General features: G+C 61.5%; 28 protein-coding genes and 1 pseudogene. 17 read left to right on the forward strand and 12 right to left on the reverse strand.

The window, feature by feature from the left end:
• The first annotated feature begins 33 nt into the window (after window positions 1-33).
• Window positions 34-552, forward strand: a complete 519-nt coding sequence (locus tag WI754_RS05615) for a hypothetical protein (RefSeq protein ID WP_349436708.1) — start codon at window positions 34-36, stop codon at window positions 550-552.
• On the opposite strand, the gene WI754_RS05620 is transcribed toward WI754_RS05615, so the two are convergent.
• The 4 genes from WI754_RS05620 to WI754_RS05635 form a co-directional block, all read right to left on the reverse strand.
• The gene (locus tag WI754_RS05620; protein ID WP_349436710.1) at window positions 539-1204 is read right to left on the reverse strand and encodes an OmpA family protein; all 666 of its coding nucleotides are present in this window, start codon (window positions 1202-1204) and stop codon (window positions 539-541) included. The two genes, WI754_RS05615 and WI754_RS05620, sit on opposite strands and share 14 nt — an antisense overlap.
• Before the next feature lie 151 nt (window positions 1205-1355).
• Window positions 1356-1733 carry a hypothetical protein gene (locus WI754_RS05625; RefSeq protein ID WP_349436711.1) on the reverse strand — a complete coding sequence of 126 codons (378 nt, stop codon included), beginning with the start codon at window positions 1731-1733 and terminating at the stop codon, window positions 1356-1358.
• Between the two features lie 162 nt (window positions 1734-1895).
• Window positions 1896-2426: a GNAT family N-acetyltransferase gene (locus WI754_RS05630; protein ID WP_349436712.1), complete on the reverse strand. Its 531-nt coding sequence runs from the start codon at window positions 2424-2426 to the stop codon at window positions 1896-1898.
• Window positions 2427-2431: 5 nt separating this feature from the next.
• Complete coding sequence (locus WI754_RS05635; RefSeq protein WP_349436713.1) at window positions 2432-3010, reverse strand: helix-turn-helix domain-containing protein; 579 nt, start codon at window positions 3008-3010, stop codon at window positions 2432-2434.
• A 216-nt stretch (window positions 3011-3226) separates the two neighbouring features.
• Here WI754_RS05635 and WI754_RS05640 point away from each other — a divergent pair, with 216 nt between their 5' ends.
• The 7 genes and pseudogenes from WI754_RS05640 to WI754_RS05670 all read left to right on the forward strand — a co-directional run bounded on the left by WI754_RS05640 (window position 3227) and on the right by WI754_RS05670 (window position 9190).
• Complete coding sequence (locus WI754_RS05640; protein WP_349436714.1) at window positions 3227-4501, forward strand: MFS transporter; 1275 nt, start codon at window positions 3227-3229, stop codon at window positions 4499-4501.
• A gap of 159 nt (window positions 4502-4660) precedes the next feature.
• Window positions 4661-6121, forward strand: coding sequence for an MJ1477/TM1410 family putative glycoside hydrolase (locus WI754_RS05645; RefSeq protein ID WP_349436715.1), 1461 nt, complete (start codon window positions 4661-4663; stop codon window positions 6119-6121).
• A gap of 136 nt (window positions 6122-6257) precedes the next feature.
• Window positions 6258-8084 (forward strand): translation elongation factor 4, encoded by a 1827-nt coding sequence (gene lepA, locus WI754_RS05650; protein WP_349436717.1) that lies wholly within the window; start codon window positions 6258-6260, stop codon window positions 8082-8084.
• A 57-nt stretch (window positions 8085-8141) separates the two neighbouring features.
• The gene (locus WI754_RS05655) at window positions 8142-8372 is read left to right on the forward strand and encodes a type II toxin-antitoxin system CcdA family antitoxin (protein ID WP_349436718.1); all 231 of its coding nucleotides are present in this window, start codon (window positions 8142-8144) and stop codon (window positions 8370-8372) included.
• Window positions 8372-8671, forward strand: a complete 300-nt coding sequence (locus WI754_RS05660; RefSeq protein WP_349436719.1) for a CcdB family protein — start codon at window positions 8372-8374, stop codon at window positions 8669-8671. The genes WI754_RS05655 and WI754_RS05660 overlap by 1 nt, the downstream gene beginning before the upstream one ends.
• Window positions 8672-8815: 144 nt before the next feature.
• Window positions 8816-8968, forward strand: a pseudogene (locus WI754_RS05665) (DUF1508 domain-containing protein); the annotation flags it as partial.
• A gap of 51 nt (window positions 8969-9019) precedes the next feature.
• Window positions 9020-9190: a YegP family protein gene (locus WI754_RS05670; protein WP_245275871.1), complete on the forward strand. Its 171-nt coding sequence runs from the start codon at window positions 9020-9022 to the stop codon at window positions 9188-9190.
• Window positions 9191-9239: 49 nt separating this feature from the next.
• On the opposite strand, the gene WI754_RS05675 is transcribed toward WI754_RS05670, so the two are convergent.
• The 4 genes from WI754_RS05675 to WI754_RS05690 all read right to left on the reverse strand — a co-directional run bounded on the left by WI754_RS05675 (window position 9240) and on the right by WI754_RS05690 (window position 12119).
• A complete protein-coding gene (locus tag WI754_RS05675) occupies window positions 9240-9815 on the reverse strand; it encodes a hypothetical protein (RefSeq protein WP_349436720.1) in 576 nt (191 codons plus the stop codon).
• A 61-nt stretch (window positions 9816-9876) separates the two neighbouring features.
• Window positions 9877-10338, reverse strand: a complete 462-nt coding sequence (locus WI754_RS05680) for a GFA family protein (RefSeq protein WP_349436721.1) — start codon at window positions 10336-10338, stop codon at window positions 9877-9879.
• A gap of 119 nt (window positions 10339-10457) precedes the next feature.
• Window positions 10458-11225: a pentapeptide repeat-containing protein gene (locus tag WI754_RS05685; protein WP_349436722.1), complete on the reverse strand. Its 768-nt coding sequence runs from the start codon at window positions 11223-11225 to the stop codon at window positions 10458-10460.
• A gap of 141 nt (window positions 11226-11366) precedes the next feature.
• A complete protein-coding gene (locus WI754_RS05690; RefSeq protein ID WP_349436723.1) occupies window positions 11367-12119 on the reverse strand; it encodes a type 1 glutamine amidotransferase in 753 nt (250 codons plus the stop codon).
• A gap of 187 nt (window positions 12120-12306) precedes the next feature.
• Here WI754_RS05690 and rbfA point away from each other — a divergent pair, with 187 nt between their 5' ends.
• The 9 genes from rbfA to WI754_RS05735 all read left to right on the forward strand — a co-directional run bounded on the left by rbfA (window position 12307) and on the right by WI754_RS05735 (window position 20729).
• Entirely contained in the window at window positions 12307-12711 is a 405-nt protein-coding gene (gene rbfA / locus WI754_RS05695) for a 30S ribosome-binding factor RbfA (protein WP_037129242.1), read from the forward strand.
• Complete coding sequence (locus tag WI754_RS05700) at window positions 12711-13166, forward strand: hypothetical protein (RefSeq protein ID WP_349436724.1); 456 nt, start codon at window positions 12711-12713, stop codon at window positions 13164-13166. The genes rbfA and WI754_RS05700 overlap by 1 nt, the downstream gene beginning before the upstream one ends.
• Before the next feature lie 3 nt (window positions 13167-13169).
• Window positions 13170-14105 (forward strand): tRNA pseudouridine(55) synthase TruB, encoded by a 936-nt coding sequence (gene truB, locus WI754_RS05705; protein ID WP_349436725.1) that lies wholly within the window; start codon window positions 13170-13172, stop codon window positions 14103-14105.
• A 133-nt stretch (window positions 14106-14238) separates the two neighbouring features.
• The gene (locus WI754_RS05710; RefSeq protein WP_349436726.1) at window positions 14239-15948 is read left to right on the forward strand and encodes a sensor histidine kinase; all 1710 of its coding nucleotides are present in this window, start codon (window positions 14239-14241) and stop codon (window positions 15946-15948) included.
• Window positions 15949-15996: 48 nt separating this feature from the next.
• Complete coding sequence (locus WI754_RS05715) at window positions 15997-16326, forward strand: SH3 domain-containing protein (RefSeq protein WP_349436727.1); 330 nt, start codon at window positions 15997-15999, stop codon at window positions 16324-16326.
• A gap of 167 nt (window positions 16327-16493) precedes the next feature.
• Entirely contained in the window at window positions 16494-16763 is a 270-nt protein-coding gene (gene rpsO, locus WI754_RS05720) for a 30S ribosomal protein S15 (RefSeq protein WP_349436728.1), read from the forward strand.
• A 360-nt stretch (window positions 16764-17123) separates the two neighbouring features.
• A complete protein-coding gene (gene pnp, locus WI754_RS05725; protein ID WP_349436729.1) occupies window positions 17124-19256 on the forward strand; it encodes a polyribonucleotide nucleotidyltransferase in 2133 nt (710 codons plus the stop codon).
• 83 nt (window positions 19257-19339) lie between these two features.
• Complete coding sequence (locus tag WI754_RS05730) at window positions 19340-20356, forward strand: class I SAM-dependent methyltransferase (RefSeq protein WP_349436730.1); 1017 nt, start codon at window positions 19340-19342, stop codon at window positions 20354-20356.
• A gap of 136 nt (window positions 20357-20492) precedes the next feature.
• Window positions 20493-20729 (forward strand): hypothetical protein, encoded by a 237-nt coding sequence (locus tag WI754_RS05735; protein ID WP_349436731.1) that lies wholly within the window; start codon window positions 20493-20495, stop codon window positions 20727-20729.
• 82 nt (window positions 20730-20811) lie between these two features.
• Here WI754_RS05735 and htpG read toward each other — a convergent pair whose 3' ends face one another.
• The 4 genes from htpG to fabA all read right to left on the reverse strand — a co-directional run bounded on the left by htpG (window position 20812) and on the right by fabA (window position 25422).
• On the reverse strand, window positions 20812-22698 hold the full coding sequence (gene htpG / locus WI754_RS05740) for a molecular chaperone HtpG (protein ID WP_349436732.1): 1887 nt from the start codon (window positions 22696-22698) through the stop codon (window positions 20812-20814).
• A 126-nt stretch (window positions 22699-22824) separates the two neighbouring features.
• Window positions 22825-23631, reverse strand: a complete 807-nt coding sequence (gene fabI / locus WI754_RS05745) for an enoyl-ACP reductase FabI (protein WP_349436733.1) — start codon at window positions 23629-23631, stop codon at window positions 22825-22827.
• Window positions 23632-23635: 4 nt separating this feature from the next.
• Window positions 23636-24859 carry a beta-ketoacyl-ACP synthase I gene (gene fabB, locus WI754_RS05750; RefSeq protein WP_349436734.1) on the reverse strand — a complete coding sequence of 408 codons (1224 nt, stop codon included), beginning with the start codon at window positions 24857-24859 and terminating at the stop codon, window positions 23636-23638.
• Between the two features lie 47 nt (window positions 24860-24906).
• A complete protein-coding gene (gene fabA, locus WI754_RS05755) occupies window positions 24907-25422 on the reverse strand; it encodes a 3-hydroxyacyl-[acyl-carrier-protein] dehydratase FabA (RefSeq protein WP_349436735.1) in 516 nt (171 codons plus the stop codon).

A 25422-nucleotide genomic window follows, 5' to 3' on the forward strand; every position in this document is an offset into this window, starting at 1 on the left:
GATTCCGTACTTTCTCAGGAATTGATAGTATTCGTGCTGATCGAATTGCTGCCTGGAGATGAAATTTCTTTCCAGCACGACACCCGATTGGTGGATTTGCGGCAGAAGTTGGGCGCGGAAATCCCTCACGTTCCATTCCTCGCGCAGATAGCCTTCCAGCAGATCTCCGAGAGTGTCGGTGCACAGGGCAGCGCCAAACGCACCTCGTCCGGTCGGCTCCATGATATTGGCGCCGACAGAGCCGCTCGCCGTGCTGATGGCTTCGATCGCCGGCAACCACAGCGACGGCTCGAAAACCGCGGCCTGAACTTGATCGAGGGCTCGAGCGAGGGATCCGGCGTTCACGCGCATTCGTATCTGCTCACGTTCGCGATGACCGAGTTTAAGTTCGGACTGCTCGGCGCGTCAATGGCGCACGGATGGGCTTTTGCGGCGATCGTGGTCCAATTTTGGTGCTATCTTGCGGTTGGTCCGAGCTGCAGGCACAGAAAAGCCGGCCACCTTGCAGTGACCGGCTTTCCGCAATCCATAAGTTGGATCAGCTTTCCTTGATCGGCGCAATCGAGATTTCGACGCGGCGGTTCTGTGCCCGCCCGGCTTCGCTCGCATTCGAAGCCACCGGCCGGTCGGGGCCATAGCCCACGGCCGACATGCGGCGCTGGTCGACGCCGCGCGAGCCGAGATAGTTGGCGACCGAAATGGCGCGGCGCTCGGAAAGGCCCTGGTTGTGGCTGGCGCTGCCGGTCGAATCCGTGTGGCCATCGACGTCGATCAGCGTCTTGTTGAACTTGCGCAAGACGATCGCAACCGAGTCCAGCGTCGAATAGAAGCCGGGGTTCACCTGGTCCTGGTCGGTCGCAAAGGTGATGTTCGAGGGCATGTTGAGGATGATGCGGTCGCCGGCGCGGGTGACCGAAACGCCGGTGCCCTGCAGCTGGGCGCGCAGTTCGGATTCCTGGCTGTCCATGTAGTTGCCGATCAGGCCGCCACCGAGCGCACCGATACCGGCGCCGACCAGGGCCGCGTCACGGCGGCCGGCGGCGCTTCCGCCAACCAGCAGGCCGGTCGCGGCGCCGAGGCCCGCGCCGATCAGCGCGCCGCCGGCGGTGTTCGACATCTTCTGCTGGCCCGTATACGGGTCTGTGGTGGTGCAACCGGAAAGATAGACGGCGGCGACAGTCAGTACGGCAAATTTCTTGATCATGGAATCAGGGGTCCCCAATGGTGCTGTTCTGTTTTCATACTACCGATTGCGGCAGGAAGATGAAGAGCAGGTGCCATTTAAGGATCAAGCAGCCAAATCGGTTGTGTAAGGCGCGGGAAAGCCGCTGACAGCGCTCCCGCGTCCTTGGTCGCTATTCCGTCAGGTTGATCTCTTCCGTGCTGCCGCCTTGACAGGTGTAGCAGCAATCGGTGCAGGTCTCGGCATTTTCAGGGCCGGTGCCCCAATAGGTCGCCTTGTCGCCGGAAACCCAGGCGCCGTAGCAGATCTTCTCGCCTTCGTCGCAAGCGAGCGGGATCTGCTTGGTTTCGCCGTCGTCCAGCAGATAGACCTGATTGTTGCCCGGCCAGACATGGTCGCGGTCCTGGCTGTAAAGCTCGACTTCGACGGCGTTCGGATGGCTGTTCATCATCTGGAAGGTTACGTCAGCAGCAGAGGCGGCAGAGACGCCGCTCAAAAGCACGAGTACGGAAAGCGCGGCAAGACCCGCGCGTTGACGAATGGTTTTCATGGATCCCCTCTGAATTGTCGGCCCTGCGGCCAAGATTCAGCTAGCACGAATATAGCAACCACGGAACGGCCGGCGTGGGCCAGCGGCGCGAATTTGTCGACACCATTTTTGGGGACAAGGATAGGTGGAATCGGCGACGGGTTTCGCCTTGAAGGCGCCGTGTCAAATGCGGGCTAAAGACTTGTAGAAAAACGTCGATCCGCAAAAGCTGCCATCCGGCATCAGCGCATATTGCGGAATGACGCCGACACGTTGCCAGCCGAATTTTTCATAGATCGATTCGGCCGGGCTTCCGGTTGCGGTGTCGAGCACGAGCACATGCCGCCCGTGTTTTGCCGCCTCGCTTTCGGCCGCGGTCATCAGCAACCGTGAGAGCCCAAGGCCGCGCGCCCGTCGATGAACGAGCAGCTTCTTCAGGTCGGCGCGATGCGGCTGGTTCGGCATCATGCCGATGCCGAGCTGGACCGTGCCGAGAATATCGCCGTCCTTTTCCGCCACGATCAGGATCGTGTGTCCCTCGCTTACCGCGCGACCGACGCTTTCCCAATAGGGCATGGCATCCGCGGGCGTGTACGGAGACATGAAGCCGACGGACGCGCCGCCTTCGACACAGTCCGAGAGGATCTCCGCCAGCGCCGGCAGGGCGGCAGCGATTTCGGAAGGGGCAAGGGAGCGGATCGTAAGCTGGGACATCGGGACTAGACTTTGCTGCGGTTGAGGATGATGGCGTAGCGCGCCGGCTCGCCATGCGGATTGTGAAAGATGTGGGCTTCGGCAAGCCGCATGAACAGGCAGTCGCCCGCCTCAAGCACATGCGTCTCGTCACCGGCCGTCATCGTCAGCCTGCCTTCGAACAGCCAGAGGTGTTGGGTGAAACCGGGGTCGAACTGCTGTCGTTCGAACACCACGCGGGCGCCCGGCGGAAACTCGACTTCGACGATATCGACCGGTGAGCCGACATTGTCGGGCGAGACCGAACGGCGCAGGTAACCCGTTTCCGGATCGCGCCAGACGCGCTGCTCTGCGCGCCGCAAAAGCGGACTTCCGGCCTCGTCGCCGGTTGCAAAGAAGCGCGACAGGGTCGTGCCCAAGGCGCTGCAGAGCCGGGCAAGCAATTGCGCAGTGGGGCTCGCCTCGCCGCGCTCGATGCGCGAGATCATCGCCCGGCTGACACCGGAGCGGCCGGCGAGATCGTCGAGCGTCATGGTTTGAGCCAGCCGCAGCGCTTTCATCCGCTCGCCGATATCTGTTTCGAACGTGTCTGACGTTGATTCCATGATAGGAGAATTATATGATCTTATAGTGGAGTCAACCGCCTCGTTGTTCTTGCCAAATAAATCGGCTGCGTGCCGTTTTGGCGACAACCAAAAGCCACGTGTCCGGCTATGGTGCCGGCCGGGACGGGTGCACGGAGAAACCGCCCTACGATCAATATGTTAGCGATCGTTTTGGCAGCGCAATGCAATTGGCGGTTGAGTGCCCTGGGAGGGTAGATGGCAGCGACGACGGAAATCTCATCCGAACGGCCCCAATCCTCGGTGCTGTCGATCGCCAGCATCGTGTTGTCCATGGCCTGTGTCGGCATTGGCAACGGCGTGATGTTCGCCTACGTGCCCTTCGTGCTGGCCCGCAGCGAAAGCCCGACCTGGGTCGCGGGCGCCGCGGTCACCGCGCTTGCCTTCGGTGGTCTCGCCGGCTGCGTTATCGCCGGCCCGATGATCCGCCGCGTCGGCCATGCCCGCGCCTTTTCCTGCTCCATGGCGCTGGTCTTGTTGTCAGCCTTCCTGATCGCACTCGGCGTTCATCCGCTGCTTTGGGTGTTGGCGCGCGGGCTCTATGGCGCGGCGGGCAATATCAACTTCATCATCTCGCTGAGCTGGCTCAACCATACCAGCGCCAACAGCTGGCGCGGCAGGGCGATGTCGGCGTTCTACATGACCTATGTCATCGCCCTCGGGCTGGGTGCCTGGCTGTTCGGCCAGATCCCGGCGGAGGGCAACCTCGCGCCGCTGCTTACCATTTTCTTCACCACCATGGCCATCCTGCCGATCGGCCTGACGCGTCTGCCCAATCCGCCGCCGCCGGCGAAAGTCAGCGTCGATGTGCCGATGGTCTGGCGCAATTCCCCTGTCGCCTTCGTCGGCGTTCTCGCCGCCGGCGGCCTTTCCATGGCCGTGCAGGGTTTTACGCCGATCTATGCCGCTGCCAATCAGGTGAGCCAGGGCGATGTGGCACTGCTGATGCTCGTCATGCAGTTCGGCCTCATCTTCATCCAGTATCCCATGGGCGTGCTGTCGGACCGGATCGACCGGCGGATCGTCCTGATTCTCGTCTGCCTGCTAATCTCGGTTGCCGCTGTCGTCGCGCTGATTGTTTCCTTTGCCAATCTCATCCTGTTGATGCTGGTCTTTGCGGTCTTCGCCGGTGCCGTCGAAACTGTCTATTCGATCGCCAATGCGCATGCCAACGATCGCACCGCGCCCGCCGATTTCGTGCCGCTCGCCTCGACGCTTTTGATGTGCTGGTCGATAGCAGCCACGGTCATTCCGTTGTCGATCACGTTGCTCACTCCGGTCTTTGGGTCGAAGACCTTCATCTATGCCGCGATGGGGACCGCGATTGCCTACGCCGCCTTCGTCGCGCTGCGGCTGAAATTCCGCGAACCCGTGCCGCCGCATTTGCGGGAGAATTTCGAGATGATGAGCGCGCAGATGCCGAATGCGGGCGCGCTGGTGGAGGGCGAGAAGACCGGGAGCAGCAATCCATGATGCTGGTCCGGCTTGCGGAGACATTACCTGAAGGCTTCCCCAGACCGCCACGGCGCTGGATGTGAAGACTTCGTTGATGCTGGTTGCATATTCCGGCTATCCATATCCGCTGAAAATCATCTATTGAATCCGCCAGGAAAAGGAAACCGGGCCCGCATCATGCTCAAGTTCAAGACATCTACCGGCGTGGTCAATGTGGATAACTGGGGCTATCAGTTGCAGGGGCTGGGCGGCGACCCGCAAAACGTCAACCTGCTTATCTCCGCCACCCATGATCTGCTCGTCATCGATTCCTCGCGCGATGGCACGAACAGCGGACGCTTCACCGAGGGTGAAGTGACCCGCATGAAGGATGGCATGGGCGGTCGGTCCGTGGTCGTCTCCTATATCTCCATCGGCGAGGCGTCTGATTTTCGCGACTACTGGGACGAGGATTGGACCGTCAACGGCAAGGCCACCGGCAGACTGACCGACGAGGCACCGGACTGGCTCGGGCCTCTCAATCCCGACTGGCCGGAATCGCGCAAGGTGCGGTACTGGGATCCGGACTGGCAGAACACCATGTTCAACGACCAGAAGACCGGCGATCTCGACGCCATCGTCAAGGCCGGGTTCGATGCGGCCTATCTCGACATCATAGACGCCTATTATTTCTGGGGTGCCGAAGTCTTGAAGGGCGATCGCCAGGCCGGCGATCCCGTCAACCAGAAACAGGCCGCGCAGCGCATGGTCGATTTCGTGGTTGCCATGACGGAACATGCCCGCGAGACAAATCCGGACTTTTTCGTCATCCCCCAGAACGGCGCCTGGATCCTCAACGACCTGGGTACCGACAGCGTGCGCAAGCAGGCGTATCTCGATGTCATCGGCGGCATCGCGGTTGAAGATCTCTATTATCGCGGCGACAAGGACGAGAACAATCCGCTGAGGCCGGACGAAGAGACGATCGCAATCCTGAAGCGTGACTTTGTCGACAAGGGCATACCGGTCTTTGTGGTGGACTACATCAATGGCAGCGAGCGTATCGACGCGTTCAACAAAATGGTCTTGGCGGACGGATTCATTCCGTTTGCCGCACCCGAGCGTGATCTCGACAGGCTGGTCGGCACCTATGACGGCGACCCCGCCTATATCCGGCCCACCGCGCAGGCGGACACCCTGCGCGGCTCAAATCTCGCCGACAAGATCGGCGGCCTGGGCGGCGACGATAAAATTGCCGGGCGTGAAGGCAACGACACGATTTCCGGCGGAGCAGGGAATGACAAGCTCTATGGCGGAGCGGGAAAAGACACGCTCACCGGCGGGAGCGGCAAGGATCAATTCGTCTTCGACACCAAGTTCGCCGATGGCAATATCGATACGGTGGCCGATTTCAGCGTTGCCGATGATCGGCTTCTGCTGGACCACGACATCTTTTCCAGGCTGCCAGCCGGCGCGCTGAAAGCCTCAGCCTTCATCATCGGCACGAAGGCGGCGGATGCGGGCGATCGGATCATCTACGACAGCCGGACCGGCGAACTTTTTTACGACGCCGACGGCGCGGGCAAGGGTGCGGCGATCCAGATTGCGCGGCTCGACAGCCACCTCAAACTGATGGCTGACGATTTCCTGATCTTCTGAGGGCCCAGCACCTGGTTGATCGCGCGCTTCGACTTTTGCAGCAGTCTTGCGGTAGATAACTGGCGTCCATTGCATTTGGCCGGCCGCAATCGGTAAAATTCTTTGCAGTTTTGGAGGTTCCATTGTATGCGGGCGCATGAGCACAAATTCGACCCGCACACCCCTCTCGCACATCCGCAATTTCTCGATCGTCGCCCATATCGACCACGGCAAGTCGACGCTGGCTGACCGGCTGATCCAGTCGACCGGCGGCCTTGCCGCGCGCGAGATGTCCGAACAGGTTCTCGACAACATGGACATCGAGAAAGAGCGCGGCATCACCATCAAGGCGCAGACCGTGCGCCTGCATTACGTCGCCAACAACGGCGAGACCTACGTTCTCAACCTGATCGACACGCCCGGCCATGTCGACTTCGCCTATGAAGTCTCGCGCTCGCTGTCGGCCTGCGAAGGTTCGCTGCTGGTGGTGGATGCGTCTCAAGGCGTCGAAGCCCAGACGCTCGCCAACGTCTATCAGGCGATCGACAACAACCACGAGATCGTCACTGTCCTCAACAAGATTGACCTGCCGGCCGCAGAACCCGACCGTATCCGCGAGCAGATCGAGGAAGTGATCGGCATCGACGCTTCTCAGGCCGTGCTGATCTCGGCCAAGACCGGCCTCGGCATTCCCGACGTACTCGAAGCGATCGTTCATCAGTTGCCGGCGCCAAAGAGCGAGGGCGGCGAAGACGCGCCGCTGAAGGCGCTGCTGGTCGATAGCTGGTACGATACCTATCTCGGCGTCATCGTTCTCGTGCGCATTCTCGATGGTGTGCTCAAGAGGGGCCAGACGGTGCGCATGATGGGCACGGACGCCAAGTATCAGGTCGAGCGCGTCGGCGTCATCACGCCGAAGATGCTCACCGTCGATGCGCTGGGTCCCGGCGAGATCGGCTTCATCACCGCCTCGATCAAGGAAGTGGCCGATACCCGTGTCGGCGATACGATTACGGAGGACAAGCGCCCGACGGCGCAGGCGCTGCCGGGCTTCAAGCCGGCCCAGCCGGTCGTTTTCTGCGGCCTCTTCCCGGTCGATGCCGCCGATTTCGAGGATCTGCGCGCCGCCATGGGCAAGCTGCGCCTCAACGACGCCTCGTTCTCCTTCGAAATGGAATCGTCCGCAGCGCTCGGCTTCGGTTTCCGCTGCGGCTTCCTCGGCCTGCTGCACCTGGAAATCATCCAGGAACGCCTCGAGCGCGAATTCGATCTCGACCTGATCGCCACCGCGCCCTCGGTCGTCTACCAGCTGTACATGACCGACGGCACGATGCGCGAGCTGCACAATCCGGCCGATATGCCCGATGTCGTCAAGATCTCGGAAATCCACGAGCCGTGGATCCGCGCGACCATCCTGACGCCCGACGATTATCTCGGCGGCATCCTCAAGCTCTGCCAGGACCGGCGCGGCATCCAGGTGGAACTCACCTATGTCGGCACCCGCGCGATGCTGACCTACGATCTGCCGCTCAACGAAGTCGTCTTCGATTTCTACGACCGGCTGAAGTCGATCTCCAAGGGCTATGCCTCCTTCGACTACCAGATCACCAGCCATCAGGAAGGCCATCTGGTCAAGATGTCGATCCTGGTCAACGGCGAGCCGGTCGATGCGCTGTCGATGATGGTGCACCGCATGGCCGCCGAAAAGCGCGGCCGCGACATGTGCGAGAAGCTCAAGGAGCTGATCCCGAAGCACATGTTCAAGATCCCGATCCAGGCCGCCATCGGCGGCAACGTGATCGCCCGCGAAACCATCTCGGCGCTGCGCAAGGACGTCACCGCCAAGTGCTACGGCGGCGACGCCACCCGCAAGCGCAAGCTGCTCGACAAGCAGAAGGCCGGCAAGAAGCGCATGCGCCAGTTCGGCAAGGTGGAAATCCCGCAGGAAGCGTTCATCGCGGCGCTGAAGATGGGCGACGAGTAGGCCTTTTCTTCCATCGAATATGCGCATACCATGCGCGCATATTTGATGGAGGTGACCATGCCCCAGCCTCTCCGCAGGCCAGCCAATCTTTCTCTTGATAGTAACCTCGTTTCGCAGGCGCGCGATCTCAACATCAATCTGTCACGTGCTGCGGAGGATGGCATCGAACGTGCGGTCAAAAGCGAGCGCGAGCGTCTCTGGCGGATCGAGAATGCCGAGGCGATCGAGGCGTCCAACAGGTATGTCGAAAAGCATGGTCTGCCCTTGGCGAAATATCGCCAGTTCTGATGGCGCGGTTCCATGTCTATCGTTTGAAACAGGATGGTGCTCTGGTTATCGCCGTGCAGTCCGATCTTCTGTCCAGTCTTCAGACATGCGCCGTCATTCCGCTTCTTCCAAAAGGAGAGCTTTCCCCGGTGATTGCGCGGCTCAATCCGGAGTTCGAGATCAGCGGACGGTTCTATACGATGGCGACGCAGTTTATCGGCGTTGTGACTGTAAGCGAACTCGGACCGGACCTTATTGACTTGACCGGTAAAGCAGACGCCATCACCGCCGCAACGGATTTTCTCTTTCAAGGCTTTTGATATCCTGTTGAGGGCGTGTGCGATGAAAGATCAATTGCTTTTCACGCGCCGCCATACTCAACTTGAACTCCCGATATCTCTCCATTACACCTTGATGTGCGTAAGGCCGGAGGAGGCCCCGCTGGAGCCACGAGGATATCCGAAATGCACAAGTTCAAGATCTTGAAGGCCGCTAACGACCAGTTCCGCGTCCAGTTCCTTTACAATGCGGAAGTGATGGTCTGGTCGGAGAACTACGCGTCGAAGGCGAGCGCGAAGAACTGCATCGAATCGATCAAGAAGAACGCGCCGGGCGCGGCGACGGTCGACGTCAGCAAGGACGAAACCGGATCCGGTTACCGCTTCGAGATCGTCGCAAGCAAGGACGGCGAGCATTTCGTCCGCTTCAAGGCGTCCAATGGCGAGACGATGGTCCGCTCGGAGACTTACGCGTCCAAGGCAAGCGCCAAGAATTGCATCGAGTCCGTCAAGAAGAACGCCCCGGACGCGCCGGTGGAAGACGAAACCGCCAGCGCTTGATAACAATTGTCGCCTCTCCATCAGGCGAGGCGGCACACCCTTAAAGACTTTAAATCAGCCCCAATGAACTCCCCGCCAGTCCGGCCGCAAAGCACAGGAGCAGGCTTGCCGCTATCCGGCGCAGGAGCAGCGGGAATTCGCCATTGGCCCGGCCGATCAGGTTCGCGCCGGAACTGAGCCAGAGGCAGGCGACCGTCACGACGATCACCAGAAACAATCCGAGCCATGGCAGCATGGCCTGAAGGCTGCCATGCGGCAAGAGAACGAGCCCGAAGATCAGGGCCTTCGGGTTGAGCACGGTGGTGATGAACACCTGCCGGAAGGTGACGAGCGGCGTCTCTATCCCGGCATGCGGGATCGTCCAGAGCCTGGCGGCAAGCAACAGCACCCAGATCGCAGAACAGAGCTTGATCGCCGAGGCGGCAATCGGATGGGCGGCGAGATAGGGTCCGGCGAAGGTCGCAAGCGGCACGATCGTCAGCAGATAACCGGCGGCCTCTGCCGCGATGAGGTGCAGTGATCGCCGGAAGCCGGCAGAGCCGCCTGCGACAGCTAGCAACGTGTTGGTCGGTCCGGGAGTGAGAAGCAGAAGGAATACGGCGGTCATAAAAGCGGGTGCGGTCAAGATGATCTCCAGAGGTTGGATGGCACCTTATCGCCTGCCGTCATATCCGTCTTGATCTCGCTCAAGCCGCCGCCTGTTTTTCGGCAAATTCCTTCACCAGCACTTCATATGTCTCCATCGGCGGAATGGTCTCATAGCTGTGCACCGCCGCTGTGGTTGCCCAGGGCAGCTTCTCGCTGGTGAAGGTCTCGATAAAGGGCGAGAACCAGCTGGCGTCGTCGAGCATGGTGGGGCGCAGGTTGACGAACCAGTCCATGCCTTCGGGGCGGGTGAACATCCACGTCATGCAGTGCGGGCAGAAATAGTGGCGGGTGGCGCCGTGCAGGCCGCCGATCACCGGTTCGCCCTCAGTTACCTCGAAGCCCTCGGCCGGGATGGCGGCGCTCAGCGAATAGGCGCTGGACGACATTCTCTGGCAGCCGGTGCAGTGGCAGGCCATGGTGAGCAGCGGCGGCGCGCTGATCTTCAGCCGCACCTGGCCGCAGCGGCAGCCTCCCTCCAAGGGGAAATTCTGAATTTCCATGATGGGGTCCTCCGCATTTTTGGATCAATCTAGCGGAGCAACTGTAGTCGTCAAACCTATCATTGTCTTTGCCAGCGCCCTGCCAATGTGAGGATTACCGGGCAGGGTGGCATCAGATTTCAGTCGGAGCCGCAGGGCCAGCTGGAGGGCGCGGTCAACCCGGCTGGCAGCTTCGTCTTGTCGTCGCCGCAGGCAAGATCGACCTGCGCCTGTTCAAGGCCCTTGGCGGCGGAAAGATCGAGCCCTTCGATCCGGGTCAGGTACAGGAAGGCTTGATCGAAGACGAGCGGGCCCTCGAATGTCGTGCCGCTGAGATCGGCGCGGGACAGATTGGCCAGAGAAAAGCGCGTGCCGGTCAGCACCGCGCCCTTGAAGTGCGCACGGCCAAGTTCAGCTTTCTCGAAATCGGCGCCGGTCAGCTGGGCCCCGCTGAAATCGGCTCGCTGCAGTTCGGCGCCGGCAAAGGAAGCGCCATTGGCGACAATGTTGACGAAGCTCGATCGGTAGGCTTCGACCCGGGCGAAATTCGCTTTTTCCGCCCTTGCGCCGGCGAGCCACGCACGCACCAGATTGGCCTTCTCCAGGTTCGCCGATGTCAGGTTCGAGCCGCTGAGATCGGTCAGCGAAAAATCCGTGCCGAAGAGATTGGCGCCCTCCAGTTCGCTGGACGGCAACATCAGGCTTTTCTTCGTGCATTCGCTCCAATCCAGCCCTGGCGCTGGCGTGCTGCCGCAGTCGGACGCCATGGCCGGCTGCGCGGAAAAGAGCGAAGCAGAAAGAAGGAGCGCCGATGCCAGCGGGGCAGGCGGAAGAACGGTCAATACGGTCTTCCGCAGGAAGGGGAGCTTCCTTGCCATCGCACTGTATTTATTAACAAAACGTCTCATTCTCTACCCGATCCTCCGCCTGTGCTGGTTGCCCGCACGCATGGCCTCTACCCGTTCTATACCGCGGCACAAGAATATCGCCTATGTCGGTGTTTATTGGAAATGGGGAAGGCGAACGGCAATGTCAAACCGGCAGCTTGGCTATGCGGATACCGCCGCCAGTTTCCCTGCCTCGCTGCCATCTGCTTCGACGCTTCGGATCGTCCGGACCCAGGCGCGCGCCAGCGCGAGACCTGTCGCATCGGCCTGTTCGGCATGCCGAGCGGCATGCTCCGGAAAGCGCTCCCGCCAATGCGGATCGATCCCCATGATCTGGTCCCCGAAAATCCGGTTCCAGTCCTCGACGACGCGCGTTCCTGCCTCGAAGTGAAACTGCATGCCATAGGCGGCGCGGCCTATACGGAAGGCCTGGTTGGCAACGGCCGGATTGGTGGCGAGATGAACGGCACCCTGCGGCAGGGTGAAGGTATCGGCGTGCCATTCGAAGATCGGAAACGAGGCGCCGGCCGCGCTCAACACCGGATCGCCTTCACCATCCGCTGTCAGAGCGACATTGTGCCAGCCGAATTCGCGGGTCCGGCCGAGAAGGTTCTCCGCCCCGTGTGCCCGCGCGAGAAGTTGACTGCCGAGGCAGATGCCGAGCACCGCCTTGTCGGCATCGGCAAAGGCACGCATCAGGCGGGCAAGCTCCGGCAGGTAGGGGTGGATGTGGTCGTCAACAGCGCTCTGGTCGCCGCCGAGCACCACCAGTGCGTCATGCGCATGGATGTCGTCCGGCAGCGCCTCGCCGGTGAAAGGCCGCCGCAAATCGATCTCAGCCCCTGCTTCGTCAAGCGCCACGCCCACCTGTCCAAGGTTGGAATGGACCATGTTTTCCACCACCAGAACCCGCATGCCGTCTCCACTATCCTGTCGTTTCAACAAGATTGATCATGCCGCGTCCTGGCATTCAAGAGGTTTCCAGCCGATTTGGCGGCGTGTGCTGTTGCCGGAAACGCCGACAAGCCTTGACCTTTTGGCCCGAAAGTAGCATTGGACCGCCTTGGTCGCGTTCAATGAAACGCCAGACAGCGGAAAAACCATGAGCAAAGCTACATCCTCTGCCCCCTCGCAGCGCATGCTGAGGGTCGGCGAACAGGTTCGCGCAGCCCTGACGCAGGTGCTGCAGCGCGGCGAGGTGCGCGATCCGCTGATCGAGACGACGGTGATCTCGATTTCCGAAGTGCGCATGTCGCCCGATCTGAAAATCGCCACGGCCTTCGTGACGCCGCTCGGCGTTGCCGATCACGCGGCGACCATCGAGGCGCTGAACCGCAACGCCAAATATATCCGCGGCCGCCTGACGCCGCATCTGAGGCAGATGAAATACATGCCGGAGGTCCGCTTCCGCGACGACACCAGCTTCGACAATTACAAGAAGATCGACGAGCTGCTCAAGTCTCCGGAAGTGGTCCGCGACCTGAAGGACGAAGACGGCGAAGAGTGATGGCAAAGCATATCACTCTGGATGAGCTGAACGGATGGACCTTCGAGCAGCGCCAGACATTCTACCGCAACGGCCTTGCCCGGTTCGACAATGCCGAGGCCGTTCGGCTGGTGGAAATGATGGTCGCCTCGGGTCTGCCCTTCCGCAGGGGCAAGGAGATCGCCCATGGCGACCGCGAGATGAAGGCCCTCGAGGCCATCGTCTATTCGCCCTATAATGAGAAGTTGCTGCTCGACGCGGCAGCCGCGGGCAAGCCGCCGCTCGGCGCCATTGAGCCTTTGATCGTCGAAGACCTCGGCGAGGATTACAGGGCCAATAATGGCGGCCCGATCGCGGCGGGATACCTGATCGCAAGGCGGCTCTACGCCTTGGGGTTTGAAAAGGGCAACAGCCAGAAAATGCCGGACGGCAGCGTGGCGAAAACAGCCGCGACGTTTCGCAAAAAAAGAGCATAGAGAATGTCAAAACCTCGCAAACCCAAGGGCCGCCCGGTTTCCGGCTGGCTGATCCTCGACAAACCGCTGGATTTCGGCTCGACCGAGGCCGTGTCCAAGATCAAGTGGCTGTTCAAGGCCCAGAAGGCGGGCCATGCGGGCACGCTCGATCCGCTCGCATCCGGCATGCTGCCGATCGCGCTGGGCGACGCGACCAAGACGGTTCCCTATGTCATGGACGGCCGCAAGATCTATGAATTCGCCGTTGCCTGGGGTGAGGAGCGTTCGACCGACGATCTGGAGGGCGAGGTCGTCCAGTCGTCCGATGCTCGCCCGTCCGAGGAAGACATCCGCGCTCTGCTGCCGAAATATACCGGCGTGATCAGCCAGGTCCCGCCGCAGTTCTCTGCCATCAAGATCGACGGCAATCGCGCCTATGATCTGGCCCGTGAAGGCGAAACCGTCGACATCCCGGCCCGCGAAGTGGAAGTCTTCCGCCTGTCGCTGCTCGGCTGCACGCCGAACCTCGCGCATTTCGAGATCGAATGCGGCAAGGGGACCTACGTCCGGTCGCTGGCGCGCGATTTCGGTCGCGATCTCGGCTGTTTCGGCCATATCGCGTCGCTGCGCCGCAGTTTCGTCGCACCGTTCGCGGAAGAGGCCATGGTGCCGCTTGCCGAACTGGTGGCGCTGGAAAAGATCGAGAACGAGGACGAACGGCTGGAAGCGCTCGATGCCTTCCTGATCGATACCGGCGAGGCGCTGTCCAACTTGCCACATATCGCCATCACCGAGGATCAGGCGCATCGCCTGAAAATGGGCAATCCAATCATCCTGCGTGGCCGCGATGCGCCCATGGCGGAACCGGAAGCCTATGCGACCTCTCGCGGCAAGCTCGTCGCCATCGGTGAGATCGGTGAGGGCGAATTCCGGCCCAAGCGCGTCTTCGCCACCGGTTGAGTTCCGGCCGCAGTCCCAAAGATTTCGTCACAAGGCATCGGGTTGCCTTCCTAAGATCGCTGGCGCATGTTCCGGTCGGTGATCGGGATTCGCGCGCATTTCGCGGTCCGGGGGCTGATCTGATGAGGAAAGCTTGAGCGACAGACAGGACAAACAGAGCGAGCTGGGCGCTCCTTGGAGGGCGCTCCTGCGCTCGCGGCTGAGGCGGCCTCTGTCGTTCTATCTGGCGGTGCTGCTGCTCGTCGCCATCGTTCCTTCCTTCGTCTTCTCGATGATCATCCTGAAGCGCAGCATCGACGAGCAGGAGCGCGTGGTCACGGCGCTGCTCAAGGGAACAACCGGCGCGGTCACCCGCGTGGTCGAGCGCGAGATCGGCGGCATGCTGACCACGCTCAAGGTGTTGTCGACCGCAAGTGCGATCGACAACAGAAATCTGGATCAGTTCTATGAGCGGGCGTCGTCCGCCCTCGCCGACACCGATTCCAATCTGCTGGTCATCGATCGCACGCACAATCAGCTTTTCAACACGCGGGTGCCCTTTGGCAGCGCGCTCGGCAAGGCGTCGGATCCTGCCTCGATCGATCTGGCGTTCCGCAACGGCGGTCCGCTCATTTCAAACGTCTTTTTCGGCAGGACGGCGGGAAAATGGGTGTTCAACGTTTATCTGCCGATCACCACGCCGCTCGGCAACAAGGATTATCTGCTGACGCTGACCCAGAATGCCGAGAACATGTCGAAAGCGGTCAGCAGGGATGTCCTGTCGCCCGGCTGGAATGCGGCGCTGGTCGACGGCGCTGACAATGTGATTGCCTCGTCCGATCCCACAGTGGCGATGGGCAGGCCGTTCTTCATGAACATCGTACCGGCATTGCGCGTCGGGGTCGGTGAGGCGACGCATGACGGCGTGGCATACAGGACGGTCACGGAGTTTTCCGTTCTCACAGGCTGGAAAGTCATCGCCTGGGCGAGAAGTGCCGATGTCGATGCGCCGGCCTTGTGGTCCTATCTCTGGCTGTCGCTGGGTGGGATTCTCTTTGCCGGCATCGCGATCGCCGGGTCGGTTACCATCGCGGGGCTTTTGACGCAGGGCGTCAAGTTGCTGGCGCGCGATGCGCATCTCCTGGGTGCCGGCCGGCCGATCGCGCCGCGCAGGCACATGATTTCCGAGATCGAGACAGTCTCCACTGCGCTGGCCGAGGCGGCGCAGGCCCGCCGGAAGGCGGAAAACGAAATCCGCTTCCTGATGCGCGAGGTGGCGCACCGGTCCAAGAACCAGTTGACCGTTATTCAGTCGATGCTCAACCAGTCCCTCAACGCAGCGGAAAGCCGGGTGGATTTTGCAGAGGCATTCCGCAAGCGGATTGCCGGCCTCGCCCGCTCGACCGATCTGATGATTGCCAATGCCGCGCAGGGCGTCGATTTCCGTGAACTCGCGCAAAATCAACTGCAGCCGTTCATTCCCGACGATCCGAACCGCGTTCGCCTTTCGGGGTCGCCCGTGCGTCTTGACGCTCAGGTCTCGCAGACGCTGGGCATGGCGCTGCACGAGCTTGCGACCAACGCGACGAAATATGGTGCGCTGGGCAACAGCAAGGGGATCGTCGACCTGAAGTGGTCGGTCGCTGACGGGGCGTTTCTGCTCGTCTGGAGAGAAGCGGGCGCAGACTTCGATGCTGACACCATCGCCCCCACGCGCAAGGGCTTCGGCACGATCGTGCTTGAGCGTATGCTTGCCATGGCGCTGGATGCCAAGCTGGAGCGGATCATGCATGCGGACGGCATCGAATGGCGGGTGAAGATCCCCGAGGAGCGGTTGAACGCAAACCTGTCGATACAATCGTAATCGGATTATCCTGCATGACAGCCGATTGCCTGTCGAAAGAGAAAACACATGCGCCACAAGAGGATAGTAGCCGCTACCGTACTTGCGGTTTTCGCGTTTGCCATAGTGCCCGCCTTCGGCGCCGAATGCGTGGTGGCCGACCCGACAGGCACGCCGCTTAATGTCCGGGCACAGCCAAACGGACATATCCTGTCCACCCTCGACAATGGGCTTTCCGTCGATATGATCGCCGAAACACGAGTAGGCGGCAAGCGCTGGGTCCAGGTGGCCGCGGATGGCGAAACGCTGGGCTGGGTCTTTGCCAATTTCCTCGATTGCTCGAGACGCGACGAGAACCTGAAATCGGCGCCCATGCACCCGCGAACGGCGCCGGAATAAGCGGTCCGGAAGGGCCTTAACCGCCCCCTTTCTTTTTGATGCCGGATAGTTTATAGGCAGCGCCAGCATCAGACCCCGATCAAGTGGACTTTTGCCTTCATGGCCGCAGCTAGACGACATCCCGGCTGCTGGCGACCCGAAATCCTAAACATTGAAAGGATGACACGATGTCGATCACTGCAGAGCGCAAGGCTGCGCTCATCAAGGAATACGCAACTGTTGAAGGCGATACCGGTTCTCCGGAAGTCCAGGTTGCCATCCTCACCGAGCGGATCAACAACCTGACCGATCACTTCAAGGACCACAAGAAGGACAACCACTCTCGTCGTGGCCTTCTGGCAATGGTTTCCAGCCGCCGTTCGCTTCTTGACTATCTCAAGAAGAAAGAAGAAGCGCGCTACACCAAGCTGATCACCGCTCTCGGCATTCGCCGCTAAGCCTTACACCGGCGGGACCCTTCGAAGGAAGGATGCCCGCCGGTTCGTTTTTGCGGGATTGATCCCGTCATTTGCGCTTCCGGGCGAGTCACGCTGGCTCCGCCGAAGCGGACGCTCCAGCAGACCGGATGGGCCGGCTCTGCGGAACCAACCGATGACCTGTCATGGGGCAGGATTGCAGGATGCTTCGGCGCTTGCTCGTTTTTCCAGGCACCGGAAGGCATCAGGCTTTCAGGAGCGGAACGACCGCCAGCCATATTTTGGAAGCCTCCTGTTGTCTTGCCCGTGATGCGTCATTTTTGCGGACCGCCCGCGCCAGTTAGGCAGCGGCGCGGACTTGCCGCACACGAAGGACAAAACATGTTCGATACCCACACGGTAGAAATTGAATGGGCAGGCCGCCCGCTCAAGCTCGAAACCGGCAAGATCGCTCGTCAGGCTGACGGCGCCGTGCTTGCCACCTACGGCGAGACCGTCGTTCTCGCCACCGTCGTTTCGGCCAAGGCGCCGAAGCCGGGCCAGGATTTCTTCCCGCTCACCGTCAACTACCAGGAAAAGACCTACGCCGCCGGCAAGATCCCGGGTGGCTACTTCAAGCGCGAAGGCCGTCCGTCGGAAAAGGAAACGCTGGTTTCCCGCCTGATCGACCGTCCGATCCGCCCGCTCTTCCCGGAAGGCTACAAGAACGACACCCAGGTTGTCGTCACGGTCGTCCAGCACGATCTGGAAAATGATCCGGACGTCCTGTCGATGGTCGCCGCTTCCGCAGCTCTGACGCTTTCGGGCGTTCCCTTCATGGGTCCTGTCGGCGGCGCACGCGTCGGTTACATCAACGGCGAATACGTTCTGAACCCGCATCTCGACGAGATGGACGAATCGATCCTCGACCTCGTCGTCGCCGGCACCCAGGACGCCGTCCTGATGGTCGAATCGGAAGCGAAGGAACTGAACGAAGACGTCATGCTCGGCGCCGTCATGTTCGGTCACAAGGGTTTCCAGCCGGTCATCGATGCGATCATCAAGCTCGCCGAAGTGGCTGCCAAGGAACCGCGCGATTTCACCCCGGAAGACCATTCCGAACTCGAAGCCGAAATGCTTTCGATCGCCGAAGCCGAACTGCGCGTTGCCTACAAGAACACCCAGAAGGCCGAGCGTTATGCAGCCGTCGACGCCGTCAAGGCCAAGGTGAAGGCACACTTCTTCCCGGAAGGCGTTGAGCCGAAGTACACGGCCGAAGTCATCGGCGCCGTCTTCAAGCACCTGCAGGCCAAGATCGTTCGCTGGAACATCCTCGACACCAAGAGCCGCATCGACGGCCGCGATCTGTCGACCGTTCGCCCGATCGTCTCGGAAGTCGGCATCCTGCCGCGCACGCATGGTTCGGCCCTGTTCACCCGCGGTGAAACGCAGGCGATCGTTGTTGCCACGCTCGGCACCGGCGAAGACGAACAGTACGTCGACTCGCTGACCGGCATGTACAAAGAAAAGTTCATGCTGCACTACAACTTCCCGCCCTATTCGGTCGGTGAAACCGGCCGCATGGGCTCTCCGGGCCGCCGCGAAATCGGTCACGGCAAGCTCGCTTGGCGCGCTATCCGTCCGATGCTGCCGGCCGCCGAGCAGTTCCCCTACACGCTGCGCGTCGTCTCCGAGATCACCGAGTCCAACGGCTCGTCCTCGATGGCAACCGTCTGCGGCACCTCGCTGGCGCTGATGGATGCCGGCGTTCCCTTGGCTAAGCCGGTTGCCGGTATTGCCATGGGCCTGATCCTCGAAGGTGAGCGCTTCGCAGTTCTCTCCGATATCCTTGGCGACGAGGATCACCTCGGCGACATGGACTTCAAGGTCGCAGGCACCGCCGACGGCATCACCTCGCTGCAGATGGACATCAAGATCGCCGGTATCACCGAAGAGATCATGAAGGTCGCGCTTGAGCAGGCGCAGGGCGGCCGCAAGCATATCCTCGGCGAGATGGCCAATGCCATCACCGAGGGACGCAGCCAGCTCGGCGAATTCGCACCGCGCATCGAAGTGATGAACATCCCGGTCGACAAGATCCGCGAAGTCATCGGTTCGGGCGGTAAGGTCATCCGCGAAATCGTCGAAAAGACCGGCGCCAAGGTCAACATCGAAGACGACGGCACGATCAAGATCGCTTCTTCGTCGGCTAAGGAAATCGAAGCAGCCCGCAAGTGGATCCATTCGATCGTCGCGGAACCGGAAGTCGGCCAGATCTACGAAGGCACGGTCGTCAAGACCGCCGACTTCGGTGCATTCGTCAACTTCTTCGGCCCGCGCGACGGTCTCGTACACATCTCGCAGCTCGCTTCCGAGCGTGTTGCCAAGACCTCCGACGTCGTCAAGGAAGGCGACAAGGTCTGGGTCAAGCTGATGGGCTTCGACGAGCGCGGCAAGGTTCGCCTCTCCATGAAGGTTGTCGATCAGGCAACCGGCAAGGAAGTCGCCAAGGGCGAAGGCGAAGCTGCTGAATAAGCAGCGCGCTTGAAAGAATGCTACGGGCGCGGAGCGGATCGTTCCGCGCCCTTTCTTATTTATCCCCGCTAGGACGTTCCACCATGAGCCGCGACGCGCTGAAAACCCTTTTCCATCCCTTCGAGACCGGCGTTGTTCCCGCACCTGGCGAAGGCGAGCGCGTGCTGTTTCTCGGCGCCGAGGCCGGTTACCGGCTGCCGGCGGATTTTGCCGCGTCGATCGCTGCCGTGCAGGCCCTGCGCCCGCTCTACCGCGGCCTTGAAGCTGCCAGGGCACCGGTGACCCCGTTCGTCGAGGGCGAGGACTATGATGCAGCGCTGATCCTGTGCGGCAAGCACAAGGGCGAGAACGAGGACCGTATCGCCGAGGCGCTGAGGTGCACCAAGATCGGTGGCCTGATCGTCGTTGCCGGCGGCAAGGAAGACGGTATCCAGTCGCTGCGCAAGCGCGTCGCCCAGCTTGGCTGGGGCGGCGACAGCCTGCCGAAATATCACGGCATCGCCTTCTGGTTCGGCCGTCCGGAAGATGCGGATGACGTGATCGCCAAGTTCGCCAAGAAGCCGGCGCGCGTCGAGAGCCGCTTCGAGGCGGCGCCCGGCATGTTCTCGCATGATCGCGTCGATGCCGGTTCGGAGCTGCTCGCCTCGCGCCTGCCGGACGACTTCAAGGGTCACGCCGCCGATTTCGGCGCCGGCTGGGGCTATCTGTCGGTAATGCTCGCAGAGAAATCCCCTGGCCTGAAGGGCATCGACCTGTTCGAGGCCGATTATCATGCGCTTGAGGCTGCCAGGGCTAACCTCAAGGCCAATGCGCCGAACGTCCCGACCCGCTTCTATTGGCACGACCTCGCCTCCGAGGAAACCCGCGACAAATACGACCTGATCGTCATGAACCCGCCGTTCCACGAGACCCAGGCCGCCGATCCGGCGCTTGGCATCGCGATGATCAAGGCTGCGGCCAAGGCGATGAAGATCGGTGGCCGGCTGATGCTGGTTGCCAATCGCGGCCTGCCTTACGAGCCGGTCATGGCCGAGACCTTCAAGGAATGGGGCGAGACCTGCCGCAACGCCCGCTTCAAGGTACTCTGGGGCAAGCGCTGAGACTTCTGGAGAGCAGTCCCGCAGCGCCGCTGCGGCCTATCTTTTGCAGTTGCGTTCACCCTGAATAAGGTTCACCATTTCCTTTGCCGCGCCCTTGCGCGTCCGACCGGACGCGCCGCGCTCGATGGAGCAAACAATGGGATTTGGACCTGCCCGCCCGCCCATCACCGAAGATGTCGCGGAAGTGATCGCAAAGGATATCAAGAGCGGCGAAGGCAAGGAACCAACCTCCGAGGTGCCCCTGGCCTTCCAGATCGGCCGCCGGCCGGTCGACCCGGAAAGCCTCGACCAGGCGCGCAAGCAGATGACGATGTTCGGCATCTTTGCGGCTGGGGTCCTGGCGGTGTTGCTCGGCGTCTGGTGGGCCGCCTGAGATTCTAGGCGCACCTATCAATTGCTTGCAGGGTGAGAGCGATGGCATGCGCCTGGGCCTGCCATCGCATTGTTCTCCTGAATTATGCCTTCAAGGCCCGCTCGAACAGCCGCGAAAGCCGCTCGGCGAAGGCGCGGGGGTCCTGCGGCTTGTCGCCGTCGAGAACGCGCGCCTGGTCGAGCAGAAGCTGCACTGCGTCGGTGCGGAATTCGTCGCTGCCGCCTGAAGCCAGCGCTGCGATCAGCCCATGGTCGGGATTGATCTCGAGGATCGGCTTGGCGAGCGCATCCAGCCTGCCGGCGCCCTGCAGCATCTTTTCCAGCTGACGGTCGTAGCCCTGTTCCGGAGCGACGAGGCAGACGGCGCTTTCCGTCAGCCGGTCGGATGCCCGCACGTCCGATACAGTGTCGCCGAGCGCCGACTTGGCAAAGGCGATGAAATCGCTGACCACCTGGGTGGTCTCCGGCGTCGACTGAGCGTCTCCATCCGCCTTTGGCACCTGGGCGAGATCGGCAGCCCCTTGCGTGATCGACTTGAACGGTTTGCCCTCGAAGTCCGGGGCAGCCGTGACCCAGAAACTGTCGACGGAGTCCGTCAAAAGCAGAACCTCGATCCCGCGGGCGCGAAAACCTTCGAGCTGCGGCGAAGCCTTCAGCCGGTCGATGTTGTCGCCCGCGAGATAGTAGATCGCTGCCTGCGCGTCCTTCATGTCCTTCACGTAGTCGGCAAGCGACCGCGTCGCCTCGTCAGAGGTCGTGGTGCGGAAGCGCGAGAGTGCAAGAAGCTGCGCCCGGCGCTCGAAATCGTCATAGATGCCTTCCTTCAGCACGCTGCCGAAGGCCTCCCAAAGTTTGGCAAAAGCGGTCTCGTCGCTCTCCTGAAGCTTCTCGATGGCGGTCAGCACGCGGTTGGTCAGGCCCTTGCGGATCGCCGCGAGGATCGGGCTTTCCTGGATCATCTCGCGCGACACGTTGAGCGGCAGGTCGGCGGTGTCGACGAGGCCGCGCACGAAACGCAGGTAACGCGGCAGAAGCTCGGCGTCGTCGGTGATGAAGACGCGCTTGACGTAGAGCTTCATCCGGCCCTTGCCGTCGGGATCGAACAGGTCGAGCGGTTTGGATTCCGGCACGAAGGCAAGGACGGTATATTCATGCCGCCCCTCGGCGCGGAAATGCACGGTCAGCGCCGGTTCGTCATAATGGCCGGAAACGCCGCGGTAGAAATCGGCGTATTCTTCCTTGGTGATCTCGTTCTTGGACCGGGTCCAGAGCGCCGTGCCGTCGGCCACGCGCTCGGCTTCCGCGCCGGGCTTCTCGATCAGGTCGATCGGCACCGGCACGTGGCCGGACTGGTCCTTGACGATCCGCGAGACGCTCCATTTCGAGGTATAGCTCTTGGCGTCGTCCATCAGGTGCAACGTGATGCGGGTGCCGCGGGCAGGGGCCTGCGCCAGGTCGGCTTCCGATACCGTGTAGCTGCCCTTGCCGTCGGACGACCAGAGCCAGGCATGGGCGCTGCCGGCGCGGCGCGAGACGACATCGACCTTGTCCGCGACCATGAAGGCGGAGTAGAAACCGACGCCGAACTGGCCGATCAGTTGGGCGCCTTCACCGGCCTTTGCCGCCTCGACGCGCTCCATGAAGGCACGCGTGCCGGACCGGGCAATCGTGCCGAGCGCTTCTACCAGCTCGTCGCGGTTCATGCCGATGCCGTTGTCTTCCAAAGTCAGCGTGTTGTTGTCGGCGTCGAGCGTCAAGATGATGCGCGAACTTGGATCGTCGGACAGAAGTTCCGGAGCAGCGATCGCCTCATAGCGCAGCTTCTCGCAGGCATCGGCAGCGTTCGAGATCAGCTCGCGCAGGAACACGTCCTTGTCGGAATAGACGGAATGCACCATGAGGTGCAGCAGACGCGCGACGTCGGCCTCAAAAACGTGGTTTTCGACGGGTTTTTCTGGAGCATTGCTCATGCTTGTCATGCCTCATCTTGTATTGCGGAATTCTTGCGCGCTCTGAACTGGCAAGGAATCGGGCAAATTTCAAGAGGGCAAGAGGAGCGCGCCGTTTGCGAACCGCGCGCCGGGGCCGGCAGGAGACTACTCCGTGTCTGCCTTGCGCAGGGTGTCGAGCGCCGGCATCGACGTGATGTTGTAGCCGGAGTCCACATAGTGGATTTCGCCGGTGACGCCGCGCGACAGACCTGACAGGAGGTAGAGCGCAGAGCTGCCGACATCCTCGATGGTGACGGTGCGGCGCATCGGCGAGTTCTTCTGCTGCCAGGACAGCATGGCACGGGCGTCGGAAATGCCGGCGCCGGCAAGCGTGCGGATCGGGCCGGCGGAGATGGCGTTGACGCGGATGCCACGCGAACCGTAGTCAGCGGCGAGATAGCGCACGGACGCCTCGAGAGCGGCCTTGGCGACGCCCATGACGTTGTAGTTCGGCATGACACGCATGGAGCCGCCATAGGTCAGCGTCAGCATCGCGCCACCGTCGGTCATCAGTTCGGCAGCGCGCTTGGCGATCTCGGTGAAGGAGAAGCAGGAGATGACCATCGTGCGGCTGAAATTGTCGCGCGTCGTGTCGGCGTAGAGACCCTTGAGCTCATTCTTGTCGGAAAAGCCGATGGCATGCACGATGAAGTCGAGCGTGCCCCACGTTTGCCTGAGCGCGTCGATGACGGCATCGACGGAAGCGATATCTTCGACGTCGCAGGGAAGCAGGATGTCGGAGTTAAGTTCGGCCGCCAGCGGCTTGACCCGCTTGCCGAGCGCTTCGCCCTGATAGGTGAAGGCGAGTTCCGCACCTTCGGCTGCCAGCGCCTGGGCGATACCCCAGGCGATCGAGTGGCTATTGGCAACCCCCATGATGAGCCCGCGTTTTCCGTTCATCAGACCGGTCATGATTTTATCCGTTGTAGCGCTGGAAAACGAGCGTCGCGTTGGTGCCGCCAAAGCCGAAGGAGTTGGACAGCGCAATATCGATCTTGGCGTTGTCGATGCGCTTGCGCACGATCGGCACTCCGTCGAATTCCGGATCGAGTTCGGTGATGTGGGCGCTTTCGCCGATGAAGCCGGCCTGCATCATCAGGAGCGAATAGATCGATTCCTGCACGCCGGCAGCGCCCAGCGAGTGGCCGGTCAGCGACTTGGTCGACTGGATATGCGGGATCTTGTTTCCGAAGACTTCGCGGATCGCGCCGATTTCCTTCGAGTCACCCACCGGCGTCGAGGTGCCGTGCGTGTTGACGTAGTCAACGTCGCCCTTCACCGTGGCAAGGGCCTGGCGCATGCAGCGGACGGCACCTTCGCCGGACGGAGCCACCATGTCGTAACCGTCGGAGGTTGCGCCGTAGCCGGTGATTTCAGCGTAGATCTTCGCGCCGCGGGCCTTGGCATGCTCCAGTTCTTCGAGGACCAGAACACCGGCGCCGCCGGCGATGACGAAGCCGTCGCGGGAAACGTCATAGGCGCGCGAAGCAGTCGAGGGCGTGTCGTTGTACTTGGAGGACATGGCGCCCATGGCGTCGAACAGGTTCGACATGGTCCAGTCGAGGTCTTCGTGGCCGCCGGCAAACATCACGTCCTGCTTGCCCCACTGGATCATTTCCGCCGCATTGCCGATGCAGTGCGCCGACGTCGAGCAGGCCGACGAGATAGAATAGTTGACGCCGTAGATCTTGAACCAGGTGGCAAGCGTCGCGGATGCGGTGGACGACATTGCCTTCGGCACGGCAAACGGGCCGATGCGCTTGGGCGAATTGTTCTTGAGGGTGATTTCCGCCGCATCGATCAGCGTACGGGTCGATGGACCGCCCGAACCCATGATGATGCCGGTGCGCTCGTTGCCGCCGACATCCTTGTCTTCGAGGCCCGAGTCGGCGATCGCCTGCTTCATGGCCACATGGTTCCACGTGCCGCCCTGCGACAGGAAGCGTGCGGCGCGACGGTCGACAAGCTCGGTCGTGTCGATGTTGGGCGCCCCCCAGACCTGGCACTTGAAGCCATGTTCGGCAAAATCGTTCGAGAACGTAATGCCGGACTTCGCCGCGCGCAGCGACGCGGTGACTTCCTGTGCATCGTTTCCGATGGAGGAAACAATGCCCAGACCCGTGACAACAACCCGTCTCATGTCGATGACCTCTTCTTATTTGTCTCTGAGTGCGGCGTGGCCGCGGTTCAGGCAGCCTTTTCCTTCGACAGCCCGACGCGAAGGTCGCTTGCCTGGTATATGGTCTCTCCATCGGCCTTTAGCCAGCCATCGGCCGTGCCAAGGACAAGGCGACCACGCATGACGCGCTTGAAGTCGATGCCATATTCCAGGAGCTTGGTATGCGGACGGACCATGCCCTTGAACTTCACTTCACCGGTGGAAAGCGCCATGCCGCGACCTTCCTCGCCAAGCCAGCCGAGGAAGAAGCCTGTCAGCTGCCACATGCCATCAAGGCCAAGGCAGCCCGGCATGATCGGATTGCCCTGGAAATGGCAGGGGAAATACCAGTCATCGGGACGGACGTCATATTCGGCACGGATATAGCCCTTGTCGAATGCGCCTCCGGTTTCGGAGATATCCGTGATGCGATGAACCATCAGCATCGGTGGTAGGGGAAGCTGGGCATTGCCGGGGCCGAACAATTCTCCGCGACCGCAGGAGAGGATTTCTTCATAGTTGTAGCTAGATTGTCTGGTCGTCAT

It is taken from the genome of Pararhizobium sp. A13 (genome assembly GCF_040126305.1).
In the GTDB taxonomy this organism is placed as follows: Bacteria; Pseudomonadota; Alphaproteobacteria; order Rhizobiales; family Rhizobiaceae; genus Pararhizobium.